The sequence below is a fragment of the Mycolicibacterium moriokaense genome, from assembly GCF_010726085.1.
In the GTDB taxonomy this organism is placed as follows: domain Bacteria; phylum Actinomycetota; class Actinomycetes; order Mycobacteriales; family Mycobacteriaceae; genus Mycobacterium; species Mycobacterium moriokaense.
Genome location: NZ_AP022560.1, coordinates 3,820,297 through 3,839,373, shown reverse-complemented (window position 1 = coordinate 3,839,373; position 19,077 = coordinate 3,820,297). Strand labels below are relative to the sequence as shown.

Genomic DNA, 19,077 nt, shown 5'->3' with positions numbered 1-19,077 from the left:
GAAGTGGAAATATGGCTGCTGAGCTGGAGTTTCGTCATGTCTCCTCGGAGCACGGCGACGGCGCTGCGCTACTGGCCGCGATGGTCGAAGAGATTCGCGAGCTTTACTGGGACGTGGGTGACGGACTCGACCTCACAGCGCCGGACATGCCTGCGGCGGGGCCGGCGGAGCTCAGCCCGCCCACCGGGACGTATCTGGTCGGGTATCGCGATGGTCAACCCGTCTGCGGCGGCGGAATCAAACGCCTTTGCGACGGCGCATGCGAGATCAAGCGGATGTATGTGGTCCCCGCCGCGCGCCGCCAGGGCATCGCGAAGGCGCTCCTGCGCGCTCTCGAGGACGCGGCGCAACGCATCGGCTATGACGTCGTCCGGCTCGACACCGGACCGCGGCAGCCACACGCCCGCGACCTCTATCTCGCCCAGGGCTACCGGGAGATCGACAACTTCAACGGCAATCCGGTGGCGACGTTCTTCGGTGAGAAGCGCCTGTCCGGGGATTAGTCTGGCGGCGTGTTCACCGGAATCGTCGAAGAAATGGGCGAAGTCGTCGGCAAGGAAGACCTAGGCGATTTCGCTCGGTTTGCCATCCGGGGGCCCGTCGTCACCTCGGATGCCAGCCACGGCGACTCCATTGCGGTGAACGGTGTTTGCCTCACCGTGGTCGAGGTGCGTCCGGACGGTGCGTTCACCGCCGACGTCATGGGCGAGACGCTGAACAGATCCAGCCTGCGACGCGTCGGTGTGGGCAGCCGGGTCAACCTGGAGCGCGCCGCTGCCGTGAACAGCCGCCTGGGCGGTCACATCGTGCAGGGCCACGTCGACGGAACCGGCCACGTGATCGCGCGTACGCCCGCCGAGCACTGGGAGGTGGTGCGGATCGCGCTGCCGATGGCCTTGAGCCGGTATGTGGTCGAGAAGGGCTCGATCACCGTCGACGGGGTATCGCTGACGGTCTCAGCGGTGGGCCACGACTGGTTCGAGATCTCCCTGATTCCGACGACGCTCGAGTTGACGACGCTCGGGCAGGCCGAGGTGGGCACTCCCGTCAACCTCGAGGTCGACATCATCGCCAAGTACGTCGAGCGGTTGCTGGACGCCAAGGACGGCACCATCGACGCCATGGGTGACTGACCGCCGAAGTCGCTGGTCAGGGGAGTGGCAATAAGACTTGGCCTCCGGTGGTTCATACTGATGTGGTGACGAGGCTGGACACCGTGGAGCGGGCGGTTGCCGATATCGCCGCGGGGAAGGCCGTGGTGGTCATCGACGATGAGGATCGCGAGAACGAAGGCGACCTGATTTTCGCCGCCGAGAAGGCGACTCCGGAGCTCGTCGCGTTCATGGTCCGCTACACGTCAGGCTACCTGTGCGTGCCGCTTGACGGTTCGATCTGCGACAAGCTCGGCCTGCTGCCGATGTACGCGGTGAACCAGGACAAGCACGGCACCGCCTACACCGTCACCGTCGATGCGAAAAAGGGTGTGGGAACGGGTATTTCGGCTTCCGACCGCGCGACCACGATGCGGTTGCTCGCCGATCCGACCAGCGTCGCCGACGATTTCACCCGCCCCGGCCATGTCGTCCCGCTGCGCGCCAAGGACGGTGGCGTGTTGCGTCGTCCCGGGCACACCGAGGCCGCGGTCGATCTGGCCCGCCTCGCCGGTCTGCAGCCCGCCGGTGCGATCTGCGAGGTCGTCAGCCAGAAGGACGAAGGCGCGATGGCGCAGACCGACGAGCTGAGGGTCTTCGCCGACGAACACGATCTGGCCCTGATCTCGATCGCCGACCTCATCGAGTGGCGACGCAAGCACGAGAAGCACATCGAGCGCATCGCCGAGGCCCGCATCCCGACCCGCCACGGCGAGTTCCGCGCCGTCGGCTACACCAGCATCTACGAGGACGTCGAGCACGTCGCGTTGGTGAAGGGCGACATCGCGGGACCGCACGGCGACGGCCATGACGTATTGGTGCGTGTGCACTCGGAATGCCTCACCGGTGACGTGTTCGGTTCCCGGCGCTGCGACTGCGGCCCGCAGCTGGACGCCGCGCTGGCGATGGTCGCCCGCGAGGGTCGCGGTGTCGTGCTGTACATGCGCGGACACGAAGGCCGCGGCATCGGCCTGATGCACAAGCTGCAGGCGTATCAGCTGCAGGACGCAGGCGAGGACACGGTCGACGCCAACCTGAAGCTCGGCCTGCCCGCCGATGCGCGCGACTACGGGATCGGCGCCCAGATTCTCGTCGACCTGGGTGTGCGGTCGATGCGGCTGCTGACCAACAACCCCGCCAAGCGGGTCGGGCTCGACGGTTACGGACTGCACATCATCGAGCGTGTGCCGCTGCCGGTGCGCGCCAACGCCGAGAACATCCGGTACCTGATGACAAAGCGCGACCGGATGGGTCACGACCTCATCGGTCTCGACGAGTACCACGAAGCCGTCACCATGGACTCCTACGAAGAGGGCGTGTATCTGCTCGGCGATCGCACACCGCCGGAGCGCGATCTCGGCGGAGCCCTGTGAGTCCTGCCGCAGGCGTCCCCGATCTGCCCCAGCTCGACGCCGCTGGATTGAAGCTGGCCATCGTCGCCAGCACGTGGCACGAAACCATCTGCGACGCGCTGCTCGACGGCGCACGCAAGGTCGTCGCAGACGCCGGAATCGAGAACCCGACCGTCGTCCGTGTCCTCGGTGCGATCGAAATCCCCGTCGTCGCACAGGCATTGGCGGCCAACCACGATGCGGTGGTGGCGCTGGGTGTGGTGATTCGCGGTCAGACGCCGCACTTCGACTACGTCTGCGACGCCGTCACACAGGGGCTCACCCGGGTGTCGCTGGACTCGTCGACCCCGGTCGCCAACGGGGTGCTCACCACGAACACCGAAGCGCAGGCCCTCGATCGCGCCGGACTGCCGGATTCGACCGAGGACAAGGGCGCTCAAGCGGCGGCGGCGGCGATCTCCACCGCGCTGACGTTGCGAGACCTGCGTGAACGATCATGAGTGACTGGGATGTGGAGATACGACCCCATCTCACAACGTATTTCGCCTACGGCGCGGCGGCGCTCATCCTCGCGGCGCACATCACGATGGGTGCGCTGCTGAAGATCGCGTCGACGGGCGTCATCTTCCAGACCGCCGATCAGGTGGCGATCGCCGTGCTGGGCGCCGTCATCGCCGGAGTGGTCCTGCTGTTCACCCGCCCCAGACTGCGGGTTGGCGCCGGCGGCATCGCGGTGCGAAACCTGTTCACCTATCGGCTGATTCCGTGGTCGGACGTCGTCGATGTGTCATTCCACCGAGGCGCGCGCTGGGCGCGTGTCGACCTGCCCGACGACGAATACGTTCCGGCGCTGGCGATACAGGCCGTCGACAAGGAACGTGCGGTCGAGGCGATGGACACCGTGCGTAAGCTCATCGAGTGCTACAAGGCCATCAACTCACGCTGAGCGTCATCGCGACTTCGTCGTGCGCCCCGGCATTTTCGGCCGTCGCAGCGATGGCGAACCCCAAGCTGCGGTACACGGCGCGAGCCGGCGCATTGTCGGAGGCCACCCGCAGCGTGATGGTCCGCGCGCGTTGTTCGCGTGCCCAGTCCACCGCCGCGGCGACCAGGTGGCGGGCCAGGCCGCGTCCTCGCGCGGCGGGGTCCAGCCACAGCGAGTACAGGTAGACCGAGTCCGGGTTCTCCCGCTGGGCGGCGATCAGTCCGACGGGGCGGTCGTCGATCAGCGCCGCGAACTGTGCGTGGTCCCGGAGTCGGCGCCGCCACTGCGCAGCGGTGAACGCGACCTCCTTCCGGTACTGGGGATCCTTTTCGCCCAGCGATTCTGTCAACGCGCGCAACCGAATCACGGCGAACGCCCGCCAGTCGGACTCGGTCAGGCGGGTGATCCGCACGGTCACTTGGTGTCGCCCATCACCAGCCCCTCGCGGCGAGGGTCGGCACCACCGATCAGGCCCGTGTCGGTGCGGATGATCGCGGATAAACCGCTGAACTGATCCGCGAGATCGACTTGATGCCCGAGTTCTCGTAAACCGGTCACCAGTGGATCGTGATCGCCGTTGTCGGAGGTGTCGATGACGGGATGCTCACCGCCGATGTTCGTCTTGGGCGTGTTCGCCGCCCCGAAATCGACGGCGGACACCGCCTGCTGCGGATCGAGGCCCCAATCCAGCATGGCGACAATCGTTTTCACGACGAACTGGATGATGACGGAACCGCCCGGCGAACCGAGTACCGAATAGAGCCGGCCGCCGTTCGCGACGGGGCCGTCGAAGATCAGTGTCGGCGCCATCGAGCTGCGCGGCCGCTTGCCGGGCTGGATCCGGTTGGCGATCGGAGCACCGTCGGGTCCGGCCGGTTCGGCAGAGAAGTCGGTGAGCTGATTGTTCAGGATGAACCCGTCGACCATGTGGTACGACCCGAATGCCGATTCGACGGTCGTGGTCAGCGACGCCGCGTTGCCGTATGAGTCGATGATGCTGACCTGACTCGTGCCGTGCTCCGGGGTCGGTGGTGCCGGGCTGGTCGGCGGGCCGAATACGCCCGGCTGAGCCGTCCCCATCGAGCGTTGTTCGGAGATCAGCCGCGCGCGGCCCGCCAGATAGTCACTGTTGATCAACGTGTTCGGCGAGCCGCCGGGCAGCGGCACGAAATCGGTGTCGGCCACGTACTTGTCGCGGTCGGCATAGGCCAGCCGTTCGGCCTCCGAGGTCAGGTGGACACCCATCACCGATGGTCTGCCACCGTTGAGATCGACGTCGCTCGGCCCCTGCTCGGCCATGGCGAAATGCTCCAATATGCCCAGCGTCGCAGCGACCGTGATCCCACCCGACGACGGAGGCGGCATGCCGCAGATCTGCCTGCCGCGGTACGGCGCACAGAGCGGTTCGCGCTTCTTGACGGTGTAGCGGGCGAGGTCCTCAGTGGTCATCAGGCTCGGCGTCCGGCCGCCGGACGTGTCGGCCGCCGCGTCGACGATGGCGTCGGCGATCGCACCGGTGTAGAACGCCTGCGGATCAGATGCGATGGCGCCCAACGTCTTTGCATAGGCAGGGTTGGTCAGCCGAGTCTCTTCGGTCTTTGGGCTGTCATCGGGATTGAGGAAGTACTCGCTTGCCTGGGGGTCCGTCTTGAGCCCTGGTGCGGCATCGGCGATGGCCGCCGCCAGCCGCGGGCTGATGTCGAAGCCGTCGTCGGCGAGGGTGATGGCCGGGGTGAACAGGTCGCGCCAGCCGGCCTTGCCGTGTTCGGCGTGGACGTCCTGCATGAGGCGGACGATGCCGGGCACGCCGATGGAACGTCCCGATGCGCGGCCGTCGGGTTTGGGTTCGGTGCGGTCGGTATCGGAGACCCAGCGCAGGTAGTTCTCGGTCGCGGCGGCGGGTGCGACCTCGCGTCCGTCGTACGCTTCCAGCGAACCCGCTGACGCGTCGTAGTACAGCAGGAACCCGCCGCCGCCGATGCCGGAGGACTGTGGCTCGACGAGCCCCAGCACCAGCTGTGCGGTGACCAGGGCGTCGGCGGCGGTCCCGCCGTCGCGGAGCACCTCACACGCGGCCTGGGTGGCCAGCGGGTTGGCGGTGACCACCGAATAGTGGCTGGTGTGCACCGCGGTCATGTCCGTGCGGTAGCCGGTCGCCACCTCGGGGTTGGTGGAGATGTCCCGGGGTCCGGTGGCCGGCGCCGAGGCGGACGTCTTGGGCGCCGGGGTTCCGCTGGCCACGATCGCGCACGGCCCCGCGGCGCTCGGCCGGGAGCTGTCGTCGGCGGCGCAGCCGGCCAGCACCAGCGCAACCCCGGTCAGCGGTGCCATCACCTTGGTCAGCGATGAGATCCGCATCACCCGACGGTAGTTGATCGGACGCGTCCGAGGTCGGCAGTAACCTGGAATCCGTGCCCGATCCAGCGACGTACCGACCTGCCCCAGGGTCGATTCCCGTCGAACCGGGCGTCTACCGATTCCGCGATCCCCACGGCCGGGTGATCTACGTCGGCAAGGCCAAGAGCCTGCGTAGCCGGCTGAACTCCTACTTCGCCGACCTCTCCGGCCTGGCGCCGCGCACCCGTCAGATGGTGACGACGGCCGCAGGGGTCGAGTGGACGGTGGTCAACACCGAAGTCGAGGCGCTGCAACTCGAGTACAACTGGATCAAGGAATTCGATCCACGGTTCAACGTGCGATACCGCGACGACAAGTCGTACCCGGTGCTGGCGGTGACGTTGAACGAGCAGTACCCGCGGCTGATGGTCTACCGCGGGGCGCGCCGCAAGGGAGTCCGCTACTTCGGGCCCTACTCACACGCGTGGGCCATCCGCGAGACGTTGGACCTCCTTACCCGGGTGTTCCCGGCGCGTACCTGCTCTGCGGGAGTCTTCAAGCGGCACAGTCAGATCGACCGGCCATGCCTGCTCGGATACATCGACAAGTGTTCGGCACCGTGCGTCGGGCGGGTCAGCGCCGAGGAGCACAGGCGCATCGTCGACGACTTCTGCGATTTCCTTGCTGGCAAGACCGACCGGCTGGTCCGCGACATGGAGCAGGAGATGAACCAGGCGGCCGAACTGCTCGACTTCGAACGGGCAGCTCGGTTGCGGGACAACATCTCTGCGATGAAGCGGGCGATGGAGAAGCAGGCCGTGGTGTTCGGCGACGGCACGGACGCGGACGTCGTCGCCTTCGCCGATGACGAGCTGGAGGCGGCCGTGCAGGTGTTCCACGTGCGCGGCGGCCGGGTGCGCGGCCAGCGCGGCTGGATCGTCGAAAAGTCGGGGGAGCCCGGCGAATCCGGTCAGGGTCGCCTCGTCGAACAGTTCCTGACGCAGTTCTACGGCGACCAAGCCGAACTCGACGGTGCCGCGGATGTGTCGTTGACCCCGGTGCCCCGGCAGGTGTTGGTGCCCTGTCTGCCCGACAACGCCGAGGAGTTGGAGACCTGGCTGTCTCAGCTGCGTGGCTCACGGGTGTCGCTGCGGGTGCCGCAGCGGGGCGACAAGCGCGCACTCGCCGAGACCGTGCGCCGTAATGCGCAGGATGCGCTGGCGCAACACAAACTCAAGCGGGCGGGCGACTTCACCGCGAGAAGCGCTGCACTGCAGAACATTCAGGACTCGTTGGGGCTCGCCGATGCGCCGTTGCGCATCGAATGCGTCGACATCAGCCATGTGCAGGGCACCGATGTGGTGGCGTCGCTGGTGGTGTTCGAGGACGGGCTCCCGCGGAAGTCGGACTACCGTCACTATGCGATCAGGAGCGCCGCAGGCGACGGCCGCTCCGACGACGTCGCATCGATCGCGGAGGTCACCCGGCGGCGTTTCTACCGCCACCTGCACGACATGCAACACCCGACTGAGCTTGCGCCGGAGGGTAAGTCGCGCAAGTTCGCCTATCCGCCGAACCTGTACGTGGTCGACGGCGGCGCCCCGCAGGTCAATGCCGCGCAGGCGGTGCTCGACGATCTCGGCATCGACGACGTCGCCGTCATCGGGCTGGCGAAGCGGCTGGAGGAGGTGTGGGTACCGGCCGAGCCCGACCCCCTGATCATGCCGCGCAACAGCGAGGGCCTGTATCTGCTGCAGCGGGTGCGCGACGAGGCGCACCGGTTCGCGATCACCTACCACCGCAGCAAGCGGTCCAAGCGGATGACGGCGTCGGCGCTGGATTCGATCCGCGGTCTGGGCGAACATCGCCGCAAGGCGCTGGTGACGCACTTCGGATCGGTGGCGCGGCTGAAAGAGGCCAGCGTCGAGGAGATCACCGCGGTGCCCGGCATCGGGGTCGCGACCGCCAAGGCCGTCCTGGAGGCGCTCGGAGTCCCGCCCGATTCATCTCCGTCCGCAACGGGTATCGGCGATGATCAGAGCAGAGCATCCGGATGACAGATCAGGGCATGCACGAAGAACTCCACGATGGCGCACCCGCCGGCGATGGCGCTGAATCCGGCATTGACGTCGTACTGGTCACCGGGCTGTCCGGCGCGGGCCGGGGCACCGCCGCAAAGGTGCTGGAGGATCTGGGCTGGTACGTGGCGGACAACCTGCCACCGGAGCTGATCGCGCGGATGGTGGAGCTGGGGCTCGCGGCCGGGTCGCGCATCACCCAGCTCGCGGTGGTCATGGACGTGCGCTCGCGCGGGTTCACCGGTGACCTGGACTGGGTGCGCAACGAGCTGGCCACCCGCAACATCACCCCACGGGTGCTGTTCCTCGAGGCCTCCGACGACATTCTGGTTCGGCGGTATGAGCAAAACCGCCGCAGCCACCCGCTACAAGGCAATCAGACACTTGCAGAAGGCATTGCGGCCGAGCGGGCGATGCTCGCGCCGGTACGGGCCGCGGCCGACCTGGTGATCGACACGTCGACACTGCCGGTTCCCGCACTGAGGGAGAGCATCGAGCGGGCCTTCGGCGGGGAGACCGTCGCGCACACGAACGTGACCGTGGAGTCGTTCGGATACAAGTACGGGCTGCCCATGGACGCCGACACGGTCATGGACGTGCGTTTTCTGCCCAACCCGCATTGGGTGGACGAGCTACGGCCACACACCGGGCAGGACCCGGCGGTGCGGGACTATGTGCTCGGTCAGCCGGGCGCGACGGAGTTCCTCGAGACCTATCATCGACTGCTGGACTTCGTCATCGACGGATACCGTCGCGAGGGAAAGCGCTACATGACTGTTGCCATCGGCTGCACGGGCGGCAAGCATCGCAGCGTCGCCATTGCCGAGGCGCTGGCGGCGCGGCTACAGAGCGGAGACGACCTGACGGTGCGGGTACTGCACCGGGATCTGGGCCGCGAATGAGTCCGCGGATCGTCGCCCTGGGGGGTGGGCACGGCCTGTATGCGACGCTGTCGGCGGCCCGCAGACTCTCCCCGCACGTCACCGCCATCGTCACGGTGGCCGATGACGGGGGTTCCTCGGGCCGGCTGCGCAGCGAACTGGATGTGCTGCCCCCCGGCGACCTCCGAATGGCGCTGGCGGCGTTGGCATCTGACAGCCCGCACGGCCGGCTGTGGGCGACTATCCTCCAGCACCGCTTCGGGGGCAACGGTGCGCTCGCGGGCCATCCGATCGGCAACCTGATGCTGGCGGGTCTCAATGAGGTGCTGGCCGACCCGGTCGCGGCGCTCGACGAGCTCGGCCGCCTGCTGGGCATCCACGGCCGGGTGTTACCGATGTGCCCGATGGGGCTCGAGATCGAGGCCGACGTTGCGGGTCTGGATTCCGACCCGCGGATGAGCCGGGTGATCCGCGGTCAGGTGGCGATCGCAACCACCGTCGGCCAGGTGCGCCGGGTGCGGCTGATACCGGGTGATCCGCCGGCCACCCGCCAGGCCGTCGATGCGATCATGGCCGCCGACCTGGTGGTGCTGGGGCCAGGCTCGTGGTTCACCAGCGTCATCCCGCACGTGCTGGTTCCGCAGCTCGCGGCGGCCCTGCAGGCGACGACGGCGCGGCGGGCTCTGGTCGTGAATCTGGTCGCCGAACCGGGGGAGACGGCGGAGTTCTCCGCGGAGCGGCATATCCACGTGTTATCGCAGCACGCGCCAGGTTTCACAATGCACGAGGTGATCGTCGATGCGAGCCGTGTGCCCAGTGAGCGCGAACGTGAGCAGTTGCGCCGCACCGCCAGAATTTTGGATGCCCAAGTTGAGTTTGCCGATGTGTCCAGACCTGGTACACCTTTACATGACCCGGCGAAGTTGGCCGCGGCCCTGGAAGGTGTGAGGTTGCGCGGGACGGCGCCGCCGACGCCCGCAGCGCCGACTGTGCCCACACCGACAGCGAACGGACCGAGAGGTGACGACCAGTGGCGATGACAGCCGAGGTCAAAGACGAGCTCAGCCGCCTGGTGGTCAATTCGGTGAGTGCTCGTCGTGCCGAGGTGGCCTCACTGCTGCGTTTCGCCGGTGGGCTGCACATCGTGTCGGGGCGGGTGGTCGTCGAGGCCGAGGTCGATCTGGGCATCATCGCGAGGCGCCTGCGCAAGGACATCTACGACCTCTACGGCTACAACGCGGTGGTGCACGTGCTGTCTGCCAGCGGTATCCGTAAGAACACCCGCTACGTGCTGCGGGTCGCGAAGGATGGCGAAGCGCTCGCGAGGCAGACCGGGCTGCTCGATCTGCGTGGCCGACCGGTGCGGGGGCTGCCCGCGCAGGTGGTCGGCGGAAGCGTGGCCGACGCCGAAGCCGCCTGGCGCGGTGCATTTTTGGCGCATGGTTCGCTGACGGAGCCGGGCCGGTCGTCGGCGCTGGAGGTCAGTTGTCCCGGGCCGGAGGCGGCGCTGGCGCTCGTCGGCGCGGCCCGACGGTTGGGGGTCAGTGCGAAGGCCCGCGAGGTCCGCGGCGCGGACCGGGTGGTGGTGCGCGACGGCGAGGCCATCGGTGCGTTGCTGACGCGGATGGGAGCCCAGGACACGAGGTTGACGTGGGAAGAGCGGCGGATGCGTCGCGAGGTGCGTGCGACCGCGAATCGGCTGGCCAACTTCGACGACGCCAACCTGCGGCGGTCGGCGCGGGCGGCGGTCGCCGCTGCCGCGCGAGTGGAGCGGGCGCTCGAGATTCTCGGCGATACGGTGCCCGACCATCTGGCCGCCGCGGGCAAACTTCGCGTCGAGCATCGGCAGGCGTCGCTGGAGGAGTTGGGTCGCCTTGCCGACCCGCCGATGACGAAAGACGCTGTGGCGGGGCGTATTCGACGGTTGCTTTCGATGGCCGATCGCAAGGCCAAGCAGGAAGGCATTCCCGATACGGAGTCGGCTGTCACCCCGGATCTGCTCGAAGACGCCTGAGATTCTGTCGCCGACTGCACGCTCGTTGTACGTATCCGTCGAGTAGGCCTGCAAATAAGCGTGCACTCGAGGCAGTCAGTCGGTCATCTCCTCGAGCATGTCCTGGTCGCCTCGGGACAGCTGCTGCAGAAGCGTGGCGAGTTCGCGCTCTGCTTGGATGAAGTTCTCAAACGCACTGAGTGTCACCGTATCTGACATGGCGGCTTCGTCGTGCGGTGCCATGGGTAGGTGTCGGTAGCTGGCCATCTGCCCGGCGAGGGCCGTCAACCGATCGGCGATGTCGCGGTGTGCAACCACCAGCGCCGCATAGGCATCGAGTTCATGTCTGGCCTGAAGGTCTTCGGGGTCGAGTGCCCTTGCATGGGTCTCAAGAATCGTTGCTTGCGCTGCGAACAACTCGCCGAGCTTGGCGCCCAGAGTGGAGCGGCTGGCCAATCCCTGGCCACAGGTCGATGGTTCGTCCATAGCGAAGAGTCTGCCCAATACGGGCGGTACTCAATCAGTCGGACGGTCGCGGTCGCGAAAGCCGATTATCAGATCCTTTAGTTCGGCGAACTGCTCGTCGACTGACCGGAAGTTCGCCCGCGTTTCTTGCCGAAAGTCGATGAACTCGATCTTGAATGCGGCCACATCCGTCTTGAGCGCCGCCACATCGGTCTTGACGGCCGCGACTTCGGTCTTCAGTTCGGCGCCATCGGTCTTGACAGCCGCAACCTCTGACCTGACGGTTTCGAGTTCGGAGCTGGCGCGCGCCAGGCCAACCGAGTGCTCGCGTTGATTCGCGCCGAGCGCGTTGACCGCGGCTAGGACGGCGCGGTAGTCGGCGTGCGAGGCCTCCAACGCAGCCACTCGCGCCTCCAACTCGTCCATCCTGGCCACACCCTGATCGTAACGGCACAAAGCGGACTCCTCCTGCGGTTATCCACAGGGTCTACTGCGTTCTGTGAGATTCTTGCTCGTGTCAGTGGGGACGGGTGGCAGCGCGAGTCGAAAATGCTTGCAATAAACCCATGTTCGGCGAAGATTGAAACCCATGGAGACGCTGAGAGTCGGTGCGGCTTTTCCCGATCCGCCGTTCAACGGCATGCCGAACAACGGGGGCCTCGACATCGACCTGATGGAGGAGATCGCCAAGAAGCTCGGCGCCACAGTCGAATTCATCGCCTATAAAGACGCCGACTTCAACGGCGTCTTCGACGGGCTCGGAACGGATTACGACTGCGTCACCGCCGGCACCACCGTCACACCCGAACGCGAACGCAAGGCCCAGTTCGTTCCGCCCTACCTCATCTCCGGACAGTCACTCGCCGTCGACACCAGGCGCCTGCCGAACGTCACCTCCATCGACGACCTCGACGGCCTCACCATCGGCGTGCAGCAGGGCAACACCAGCCAGCCGATCGCCGACAAGCTCGTCGCCGACGGCAAGGCCAAAGCGGTCCGCGTCTACGACTACGGCACCATCCGCACCGCGCTGACCGACCTGACCACCGGTGCATGCGATGCCTTCATGAAGCTCGCGCCCGTGCTGACCGAACTCGTCAAGCCGATCCCGGGCGTCGAGGTGGTACAGCGCGGCATCTCGGTCGAGAACATCGCCATCGCCGTCCCCCTGAACGACCAGGCGCTCCTGAGCCGCATCACCGTCGCCCAGGCCGAATTGGAAGACGACGGCACACTGCAGCGGATCCGCCGAAAGTGGCTGGGTAACCCCTATACCGACCAGAGTCTGGCCGTGCACTGACCAGCCCGCACGTGTCGACTGTCACAGCACTAGGCTGACCTCTGAGCATCAAGGCAAAAAAGGGAGAAACACGTGACCATCCGGGTTGGCGTTAACGGCTTCGGCCGAATCGGACGCAACTTCTACCGAGCCCTCGCAGCGCAGAAGGCCGAGGGCAAGAGCACCGACATCGAGATCATTGCGGTCAACGACCTCACTGACAACGCCAGCCTGGCGCACCTGCTGAAGTTCGACTCGATCCTGGGCCGCTTCCCTGAGGACATCACCCTCGAGGGTGACGACACCATCGTCGTCGGCAGCACCAAGATCAAGGCGCTCGAGGTCAAGGAAGGTCCGGCGGCGTTGCCCTGGGGTGACCTCGGCGTCGACGTCGTCGTCGAGTCCACCGGCATCTTCACCGCCCGCGCCAAGGCGCAGGGCCACCTGGACGCCGGCGCCAAGAAGGTCATCATCTCCGCGCCTGCCAGCGACGAGGACATCACCATCGTGCTCGGCGTCAACGACGACAAGTACGACGGCAGCCAGAACATCATCTCCAATGCGTCCTGCACCACGAACTGCCTCGGGCCGCTGGCCAAGGTGCTCAACGATGAGTTCGGCATCGTCAAGGGCCTGATGACCACCGTCCACGCCTACACGCAGGACCAGAACCTGCAGGACGGCCCGCACAAGGACCTGCGCCGTGCCCGCGCCGCCGCGCTGAACATCGTGCCGACCTCGACCGGCGCCGCCAAGGCCATCGGCCTGGTCCTGCCCGAGCTCAAGGGCAAGCTCGACGGCTACGCACTGCGCGTGCCGATTCCAACGGGCTCCTGCACCGACCTGACCGCCGAGCTGAAGAAGACGCCCACCGCCGAGGAGATCAACGCGGCGTTCAAGGCGGCCGCAGACGGTCCGCTCAAGGGCATCCTCAAGTACTACGACGCGCCGATCGTGTCCAGCGACATCGTCACCGATCCGCACAGCTCGATCTTCGACGCCGGCCTGACCAAGGTCATCGACAACCAGGCCAAGACCGTGTCCTGGTACGACAACGAGTGGGGTTACTCGAACCGCCTCGTCGACCTGGTCGCGCTCGTCGGCAAGTCGCTCTAGTCGTCATGGCCGTCAAGACCCTCGACGATCTGCTCACCGAGGGCGTCGAGGGTCGGGGCGTCTTGGTGCGCTCCGACCTCAACGTCCCGCTCGACGACGATCGCAACATCACCGATCCGGGACGCATCATCGCGTCTGTGCCGACGCTCAAGGCACTGTCGGACGCCGGTGCGAAGGTGGTCGTCACCGCTCACCTCGGCAGGCCCAAAAACGGCCCGTCGCCGGAGTTCTCGCTCGCCCCAGTTGCCAAGGCGCTGGGGGAGCAGCTCGGCAGGCACGTCCAGTTGGCCGGCGATGTCGTCGGCACCGACGCGCTCGCACGTGCCGAGGGGCTGACCGACGGCGACATCCTGCTGCTGGAGAACATCCGGTTCGACCCCCGCGAAACCAGCAAGGACGACGGCGAGCGCCTCGCACTGGCCCGCCAGCTCGTCGAACTCGTCGGTGGCCCAGACGGTTCGGGGGGCGCTTTCGTGTCCGACGGCTTCGGGGTGGTACACCGCAAGCAGGCGTCGGTCTACGACGTGGCCACCCTGCTGCCGCACTATGCCGGCACGCTGGTGGCTGCCGAGATCAAGGTGCTCGAACAGCTCACCAGCTCCACCGAGCGGCCCTACGCGGTGGTCCTCGGCGGCTCGAAGGTGTCGGACAAACTGGCCGTCATCGAGAACCTCGCGACGAAGGCCGACAGCGTCGTCATCGGCGGCGGAATGTGCTTCACATTCCTTGCGTCCCAGGGTGTTTCGGTGGGCAGCTCCCTGCTTGAAGAGGGCATGATCGACACCTGCCGCAAGTTGCTCGAGGACTACGGCGACGTGATCCACCTGCCGGTGGACATCGTCGTGGCTGAGGAGTTCAAAGCCAACTCGCCGGCGGAGACCGTTGCCGCCGACCGTATTCCGGACAACAAGATGGGCCTGGACATCGGGCCCGGGTCGGTCGAACGGTTCACCACGCTGCTGTCCAACGCCAAGACCATTTTCTGGAACGGCCCGATGGGTGTGTTCGAATTTCCTGCGTTCGCGGCGGGCACCAAGGGGCTGGCGGAGGCCATCATCGCGGCGACGGGTAAGGGCGCATTCAGCGTCGTCGGCGGTGGCGACTCGGCCGCTGCCGTGCGCCAGCTCGGACTGCCCGAGGACGGCTTCTCTCACATTTCCACCGGCGGCGGCGCCTCCCTGGAATACCTTGAGGGCAAGACGCTCCCGGGTATCGACGTGCTCGACGACTGAAAGGCGCTAGACCATGAGCCGTACGCCGCTGATCGCCGGCAACTGGAAGATGAACCTCAACCACTTCGAGGCGATCGCGCTGGTCCAGAAGATCGCCTTCTCGCTGCCGGACAAGTACTTCGACAAGGTCGACGTCGCGGTGCTGCCGCCGTTCACCGATCTGCGCAGTGTGCAGACCCTGGTCGACGGCGACAAGCTGCGCCTGACGTACGGGGCGCAGGACCTGTCCCAGCACGATTCGGGCGCCTACACCGGTGAGATCAGCGGGGCGTTCCTCGCCAAGCTGGGCTGCACCTACGTCGTCGTCGGCCACTCGGAGCGCCGCACGTACCACCACGAGGACGACGCCCTGGTGGCCGCCAAGGCGGCCGCCGCCTTCAGGCACGGCATCACCCCCATCATCTGCATCGGTGAGCAGCTCGAGGTCCGCGAGGCGGGCAACCACGTCGAGCACAATGTCGAGATGCTGCGGGGGTCGCTGGCCGGGTTGAGCGCCGAGCAGATCGGCCAGTCCGTCATCGCTTACGAGCCGGTGTGGGCGATCGGCACCGGCCGGGTGGCGAGCGCCACAGATGCGCAAGAGGTGTGCAAGGCGATCCGCGACGAGCTGGGCACGCTGGCGTCACCGCAGCTCGCGGCGGGGGTGCGGGTGCTGTACGGCGGCTCGGTGAACGCCAAGAACGTCGGCGAGATCGTCGCGCAGGAGGATGTCGACGGTGCGCTGGTCGGCGGCGCGTCGCTGGATGGTGAGCAGTTCGCCACCCTGTCGGCCATCGCCGCTGGTGGGCCGTTGCCGTAGGGGTCCTTTCCGGCCTGTAGGCTGTCGCCCATGCTTCTTGCCCTGCAGATCACGCTCATCGTCACCAGCTTGCTCGTGGTGTTGCTCGTGTTGCTGCACCGCGCCAAGGGCGGCGGTTTGTCGACCCTGTTCGGCGGCGGCGTCCAGTCCAGCCTGTCGGGCTCGACCGTCGTGGAGAAGAACCTTGACCGGTTGACGTACTTCGTCACCGGCATCTGGGTGGTCTCGATCATCGGCGTCGCGCTGCAGATCAAGTACGGCGTCTAGCCCCGCGGCGCGCCCTCGGCCTGCAGCCGACGGCGGTCGCGCCGATACTGGGGTCATGGCAGAGGTCGGCGGACTGGAACCCATCGGTGCGGTACGGCGCACGAAGGTGGGCCGCGAGGCCACCGAGCCGATGCGCGAGGACATCCGACTGCTGGGCACCCTCCTCGGTGAGACGGTCTGTGAGCAGAACGGCGAAGAGGTGTTCGAGCTCGTCGAACGCGCTCGGGTGGAATCGTTTCGGGTGCGACGCTCCGAGATCGACCGCGCCGAGCTGGCCTCCATGTTCGACGGCATCGACATCCACCAGGCCATCCCCGTCATCAGGGCGTTCACCCACTTCGCGCTGTTGGCCAACGTCGCCGAGGACATCCACCGCGAGCGCAGACGGCAGATCCACGTCGCCGCGGGTGAGCCGCCACAGGACAGCAGCCTGGCCGCGACCTATGTCAAACTCGAATCGGCCGAACTCGATTCGGCGACGGTGGCCGACGCGCTGGCAGGTGCTCTGGTCTCACCGGTGATCACGGCGCATCCCACCGAGACGCGGCGGCGCACGGTCTTCGACACCCAGCACCGAATCACCCAGCTGATGCGGCTGCGCATGCGGGGCCATCACCACACCGACGACGGCCGCGAGATCGAGCGTGAGTTACGTCGCAACATTCTCACCCTGTGGCAGACGGCACTGATCCGGTTGTCCCGGTTGAAGATCCAGGACGAGATCGAGACCGGCCTGCGCTATTACCCCGCGGCGTTCTTCGAGGTCGTGCCGCAGGTCAACGCCGAGGTGCGCAACGCGCTGCGGTCCCGGTGGCCCGATGCGGACCTGCTGCACGAGCCGATCCTGCGGCCAGGTTCGTGGATAGGCGGGGACCGCGACGGCAACCCGAACGTCACCGCCGACGTCGTGCGGCTGGCGACTGGCGGTGCGGCCTACACGGCGCTGGAGCACTACTTCAACGAGATCACCGCGCTGGAAGAGGAGCTGTCGATGTCGGCGCGGCTAGTGAAGATCAGCGACGATCTCGCTGCGCTGGCGGACCAGTGCCATGAGCCCGCCCGCGCCGACGAACCATACCGGCGGGCCCTGCGCGTCATCCACGCGCGATTGACCGCCACCGCGAGCGAGATCCTCGACCGCCAACCCGAACACATACTCGACCTCGGACTCGAGCGTTACCAGACGCCGGACGAACTGCTGGCCGACCTCGACATCGTCGACAACTCACTGCGCGCTAACGGCAGCGCGGTGCTCGCCGACGATCGGCTGTCGCGGCTACGGGAAGCCGTGCACGTCTTCGGGTTTCACCTGTCCGGTCTCGACATGCGACAAAACTCCGAGGTCCACGAGGAGGTCGTCGCCGAACTGCTGGCGTGGGCCGGTGTGCATCCCGACTACCGGTCGCTGCCGGAACCGGATCGCGTCGAGTTGCTCGCGGCCGAGGTGGCGACGCGGCGCCCACTCATCGGGGACGGCGCCGAGCTCTCCGAGTTGGCGCGCAAGGAACTCGACATCGTCGCCGCGGCCGCCTGCGCCGTCAGGGTGTTCGGGCCGCAGGCCGTGCCGAACTACATCATCTCAATGTGTCAGTCGGTGTCGGACATGCTCGAGGCCGCCGTCCTGCTCAAAGAGGTCGGCCTACTGGACGTCTCGGGGCCGCACACCTACACACCGGTCGGGATCGTGCCGCTCTTCGAGACCATCGACGACCTGCAGCGCGGTTCGTCGATTCTCGAACAGGCACTGGACCTTCCGGTGTATCGCGCGATCGTGTCGGCACGCGGGGACAGCCAGGAAGTGATGCTCGGCTACTCCGACTCCAACAAGGACGGCGGATACCTCGCGGCGAACTGGGCGCTGTATCGCGCTGAACTCGACCTCGTCGAGTCCGCGCGCAAGACGGGAATACGGTTGCGCCTCTTCCACGGTCGCGGCGGCACCGTCGGGCGCGGCGGCGGACCGAGCTACGACGCGATCCGGGCGCAGCCGCCCGGCGCGGTGAACGGGTCACTCCGGATCACCGAGCAGGGTGAGGTGATCGCGGCCAAGTACGCGGAGCCGCAGACCGCCCGCCGCAACCTCGAAACCCTGTTGGCCGCGACGCTGGAAGCCACGCTCCTGGACATCGAGGGCCTCGGTGATGCCGCCGGTCCCGCCTATGAGGTGCTCGACGATCTGGCGGCTCGGGCGCAGCGGGCGTACTCCGAATTGGTGCACGAGACAACGGGATTCGTCGAATACTTCAAGGCGTCGACGCCGGTCAGCGAGATCGGGGCGCTCAACATCGGCAGCCGACCGACCTCACGCAAGCCCACCACGTCGATCTCCGATCTTCGCGCCATCCCGTGGGTGCTCGCCTGGAGCCAGTCGCGGGTGATGTTGCCGGGGTGGTACGGCACCGGAACGGCGTTCGAGAGCTGGATCAACGAGGGCGACGGACGCCTCGAGGTCCTGCAGGACCTGTACGAACGGTGGCCGTTCTTCCGCACCGTGTTGTCGAACATGGCGCAGGTGCTGGCGAAGGCCGATATGGGGCTGGCGGCGCGCTACGCCGAGTTGGTCTCCGATGAGCAGTTGCGGCGGCGGGTGTTCGACAAGATCGTCGACGAATACCAGCGCACGCTGCGGATGCACAAGCTCATCACTGGCCAGGACGATCTGCTCGCCGACAACCCGGCGCTGGCGCGGTCGGTCTTCAACCGGTTCCCGTACCTCGAACCGCTGAACCATCTACAGGTGGAGTTGTTGCGCCGCTACCGGTCTGGCGATGACGACGAACTGGTGCAGCGCGGCATCCTGCTCACGATGAGCGGCCTGGCGACCGCCCTGCGCAACAGCGGCTAGGAAACCGCGCTGTCGCGGGCCTTCTCGAGCGCGGCGATCAACGCGTCTACTTCGGCGCGCTTCTCCGCGGGCACGATCAGTGAGTAGAACGTTCCCACGCTGATGGTCAGCTGAAGCAGTTCTTCCCGCTCACCGCCGAACAGCTTCTTGCGACGGCTGATCTCTTTGATATCGGTGCCCGAGTACTTATCGGCAGGGTTGCGTCCCTGCGACGTGTTCGCCCGCAGCTTCTCGACCCAGTTGCCGTCGACCACGATGCTCTCGCCGTTGATCCCGTCGATCCGAAACATCCGGCGA

Annotated in this window: 19 protein-coding genes and 1 pseudogene; 15 read left to right on the top strand and 5 right to left on the bottom strand. The window is 66.8% G+C overall.

Annotation, left to right across the window (positions count from 1 at the left end; translation table 11 throughout):
* Positions 1–11 precede the first annotated feature (11 nt).
* The 5 genes from G6N43_RS18785 (at position 12) to G6N43_RS18765 (ending at position 3,449) form a co-directional block, all read left to right on the top strand.
* Positions 12–503 carry a GNAT family N-acetyltransferase gene (locus G6N43_RS18785; RefSeq protein WP_083149624.1) on the top strand — a complete coding sequence of 164 codons (492 nt, stop codon included), beginning with the start codon at positions 12–14 and terminating at the stop codon, positions 501–503.
* 9 nt (positions 504–512) lie between these two features.
* Complete coding sequence (locus G6N43_RS18780; RefSeq protein ID WP_083149623.1) at positions 513–1,133, top strand: riboflavin synthase; 621 nt, start codon at positions 513–515, stop codon at positions 1,131–1,133.
* Between the two features lie 65 nt (positions 1,134–1,198).
* The gene (locus tag G6N43_RS18775; protein ID WP_083149765.1) at positions 1,199–2,524 is read left to right on the top strand and encodes a bifunctional 3,4-dihydroxy-2-butanone-4-phosphate synthase/GTP cyclohydrolase II; all 1,326 of its coding nucleotides are present in this window, start codon (positions 1,199–1,201) and stop codon (positions 2,522–2,524) included.
* The gene (gene ribH, locus G6N43_RS18770) at positions 2,521–3,003 is read left to right on the top strand and encodes a 6,7-dimethyl-8-ribityllumazine synthase (RefSeq protein WP_083149622.1); all 483 of its coding nucleotides are present in this window, start codon (positions 2,521–2,523) and stop codon (positions 3,001–3,003) included. Before G6N43_RS18775 ends, ribH begins: the two co-directional genes overlap by 4 nt.
* Entirely contained in the window at positions 3,000–3,449 is a 450-nt protein-coding gene (locus G6N43_RS18765; RefSeq protein ID WP_083149621.1) for a PH domain-containing protein, read from the top strand. The genes ribH and G6N43_RS18765 overlap by 4 nt, the downstream gene beginning before the upstream one ends.
* Here G6N43_RS18765 and G6N43_RS18760 read toward each other — a convergent pair.
* Both G6N43_RS18760 and G6N43_RS18755 read right to left on the bottom strand, forming a co-directional pair.
* The gene (locus G6N43_RS18760) at positions 3,436–3,906 is read right to left on the bottom strand and encodes a GNAT family N-acetyltransferase (protein WP_083149620.1); all 471 of its coding nucleotides are present in this window, start codon (positions 3,904–3,906) and stop codon (positions 3,436–3,438) included. The two genes, G6N43_RS18765 and G6N43_RS18760, sit on opposite strands and share 14 nt — an antisense overlap.
* A complete protein-coding gene (locus G6N43_RS18755; RefSeq protein ID WP_083149619.1) occupies positions 3,903–5,846 on the bottom strand; it encodes a gamma-glutamyltransferase family protein in 1,944 nt (647 codons plus the stop codon). Before G6N43_RS18755 ends, G6N43_RS18760 begins: the two co-directional genes overlap by 4 nt.
* 53 nt (positions 5,847–5,899) lie before the next feature.
* On the opposite strand from G6N43_RS18755, the gene uvrC reads away from it, so the two are divergent.
* From uvrC to whiA, 4 genes are read left to right on the top strand one after another with little or no spacing between them, the layout of a single operon-like run.
* Complete coding sequence (gene uvrC / locus G6N43_RS18750) at positions 5,900–7,882, top strand: excinuclease ABC subunit UvrC (RefSeq protein ID WP_083149618.1); 1,983 nt, start codon at positions 5,900–5,902, stop codon at positions 7,880–7,882.
* Positions 7,879–8,805, top strand: a complete 927-nt coding sequence (rapZ, locus tag G6N43_RS18745) for an RNase adapter RapZ (protein WP_083149617.1) — start codon at positions 7,879–7,881, stop codon at positions 8,803–8,805. The genes uvrC and rapZ overlap by 4 nt, the downstream gene beginning before the upstream one ends.
* Positions 8,802–9,824, top strand: coding sequence for a uridine diphosphate-N-acetylglucosamine-binding protein YvcK (gene yvcK, locus G6N43_RS18740; protein WP_083149616.1), 1,023 nt, complete (start codon positions 8,802–8,804; stop codon positions 9,822–9,824). Before rapZ ends, yvcK begins: the two co-directional genes overlap by 4 nt.
* Entirely contained in the window at positions 9,821–10,798 is a 978-nt protein-coding gene (gene whiA / locus G6N43_RS18735; protein ID WP_083149764.1) for a DNA-binding protein WhiA, read from the top strand. The genes yvcK and whiA overlap by 4 nt, the downstream gene beginning before the upstream one ends.
* 75 nt (positions 10,799–10,873) lie before the next feature.
* Here whiA and G6N43_RS18730 read toward each other — a convergent pair whose 3' ends face one another.
* Together G6N43_RS18730 and G6N43_RS31090 are read right to left on the bottom strand one after the other, a co-directional pair.
* The gene (locus tag G6N43_RS18730) at positions 10,874–11,263 is read right to left on the bottom strand and encodes a hypothetical protein (protein ID WP_083149615.1); all 390 of its coding nucleotides are present in this window, start codon (positions 11,261–11,263) and stop codon (positions 10,874–10,876) included.
* 299 nt (positions 11,264–11,562) lie between these two features.
* Positions 11,563–11,668: pseudogene (locus tag G6N43_RS31090) on the bottom strand (hypothetical protein); the annotation flags it as partial.
* 163 nt (positions 11,669–11,831) lie between these two features.
* On the opposite strand from G6N43_RS31090, the gene G6N43_RS18720 reads away from it, so the two are divergent.
* From G6N43_RS18720 to ppc, 6 genes are all read left to right on the top strand, one after another.
* Positions 11,832–12,542 carry an ABC transporter substrate-binding protein gene (locus tag G6N43_RS18720; protein WP_083149613.1) on the top strand — a complete coding sequence of 237 codons (711 nt, stop codon included), beginning with the start codon at positions 11,832–11,834 and terminating at the stop codon, positions 12,540–12,542.
* A gap of 72 nt (positions 12,543–12,614) precedes the next feature.
* Complete coding sequence (gene gap / locus G6N43_RS18715) at positions 12,615–13,637, top strand: type I glyceraldehyde-3-phosphate dehydrogenase (protein ID WP_083149612.1); 1,023 nt, start codon at positions 12,615–12,617, stop codon at positions 13,635–13,637.
* Between the two features lie 5 nt (positions 13,638–13,642).
* Positions 13,643–14,869, top strand: a complete 1,227-nt coding sequence (locus G6N43_RS18710; RefSeq protein WP_083149611.1) for a phosphoglycerate kinase — start codon at positions 13,643–13,645, stop codon at positions 14,867–14,869.
* 13 nt (positions 14,870–14,882) lie between these two features.
* A complete protein-coding gene (gene tpiA, locus G6N43_RS18705) occupies positions 14,883–15,668 on the top strand; it encodes a triose-phosphate isomerase (protein WP_083149610.1) in 786 nt (261 codons plus the stop codon).
* Between the two features lie 30 nt (positions 15,669–15,698).
* Positions 15,699–15,935, top strand: a complete 237-nt coding sequence (gene secG / locus G6N43_RS18700) for a preprotein translocase subunit SecG (RefSeq protein ID WP_083149609.1) — start codon at positions 15,699–15,701, stop codon at positions 15,933–15,935.
* A 55-nt stretch (positions 15,936–15,990) separates the two neighbouring features.
* Positions 15,991–18,780, top strand: coding sequence for a phosphoenolpyruvate carboxylase (gene ppc, locus G6N43_RS18695; RefSeq protein ID WP_083149608.1), 2,790 nt, complete (start codon positions 15,991–15,993; stop codon positions 18,778–18,780).
* Here ppc and G6N43_RS18690 read toward each other — a convergent pair.
* On the bottom strand, positions 18,777–19,070 hold the full coding sequence (locus tag G6N43_RS18690; protein WP_083149607.1) for a hypothetical protein: 294 nt from the start codon (positions 19,068–19,070) through the stop codon (positions 18,777–18,779). The two genes, ppc and G6N43_RS18690, sit on opposite strands and share 4 nt — an antisense overlap.
* Positions 19,071–19,077 lie beyond the last annotated feature (7 nt).

Excerpts from the sequence above, each read along its gene's own strand:
- G6N43_RS18785 (WP_083149624.1), top strand. The coding sequence starts at position 12 with ATGGCTGCTGAGCTGGAGTTTCGTCATGTCTCCTCGGAGCACGGCGAC.
- G6N43_RS18765 (WP_083149621.1), top strand. The coding sequence starts at position 3,000 with ATGAGTGACTGGGATGTGGAGATACGACCCCATCTCACAACGTATTTC.
- G6N43_RS18755 (WP_083149619.1), bottom strand. The coding sequence starts at position 5,846 with ATGCGGATCTCATCGCTGACCAAGGTGATGGCACCGCTGACCGGGGTT.
- rapZ (WP_083149617.1), top strand. The coding sequence starts at position 7,879 with ATGACAGATCAGGGCATGCACGAAGAACTCCACGATGGCGCACCCGCC.
- yvcK (WP_083149616.1), top strand. The coding sequence starts at position 8,802 with ATGAGTCCGCGGATCGTCGCCCTGGGGGGTGGGCACGGCCTGTATGCG.
- whiA (WP_083149764.1), top strand. The coding sequence starts at position 9,821 with ATGACAGCCGAGGTCAAAGACGAGCTCAGCCGCCTGGTGGTCAATTCG.
- G6N43_RS18730 (WP_083149615.1), bottom strand. The coding sequence starts at position 11,263 with ATGGACGAACCATCGACCTGTGGCCAGGGATTGGCCAGCCGCTCCACT.
- G6N43_RS18720 (WP_083149613.1), top strand. The coding sequence starts at position 11,832 with ATGGAGACGCTGAGAGTCGGTGCGGCTTTTCCCGATCCGCCGTTCAAC.
- G6N43_RS18710 (WP_083149611.1), top strand. The coding sequence starts at position 13,643 with ATGGCCGTCAAGACCCTCGACGATCTGCTCACCGAGGGCGTCGAGGGT.
- tpiA (WP_083149610.1), top strand. The coding sequence starts at position 14,883 with ATGAGCCGTACGCCGCTGATCGCCGGCAACTGGAAGATGAACCTCAAC.
- secG (WP_083149609.1), top strand. The coding sequence starts at position 15,699 with ATGCTTCTTGCCCTGCAGATCACGCTCATCGTCACCAGCTTGCTCGTG.
- ppc (WP_083149608.1), top strand. The coding sequence starts at position 15,991 with ATGGCAGAGGTCGGCGGACTGGAACCCATCGGTGCGGTACGGCGCACG.
- G6N43_RS18690 (WP_083149607.1), bottom strand. The coding sequence starts at position 19,070 with ATGTTTCGGATCGACGGGATCAACGGCGAGAGCATCGTGGTCGACGGC.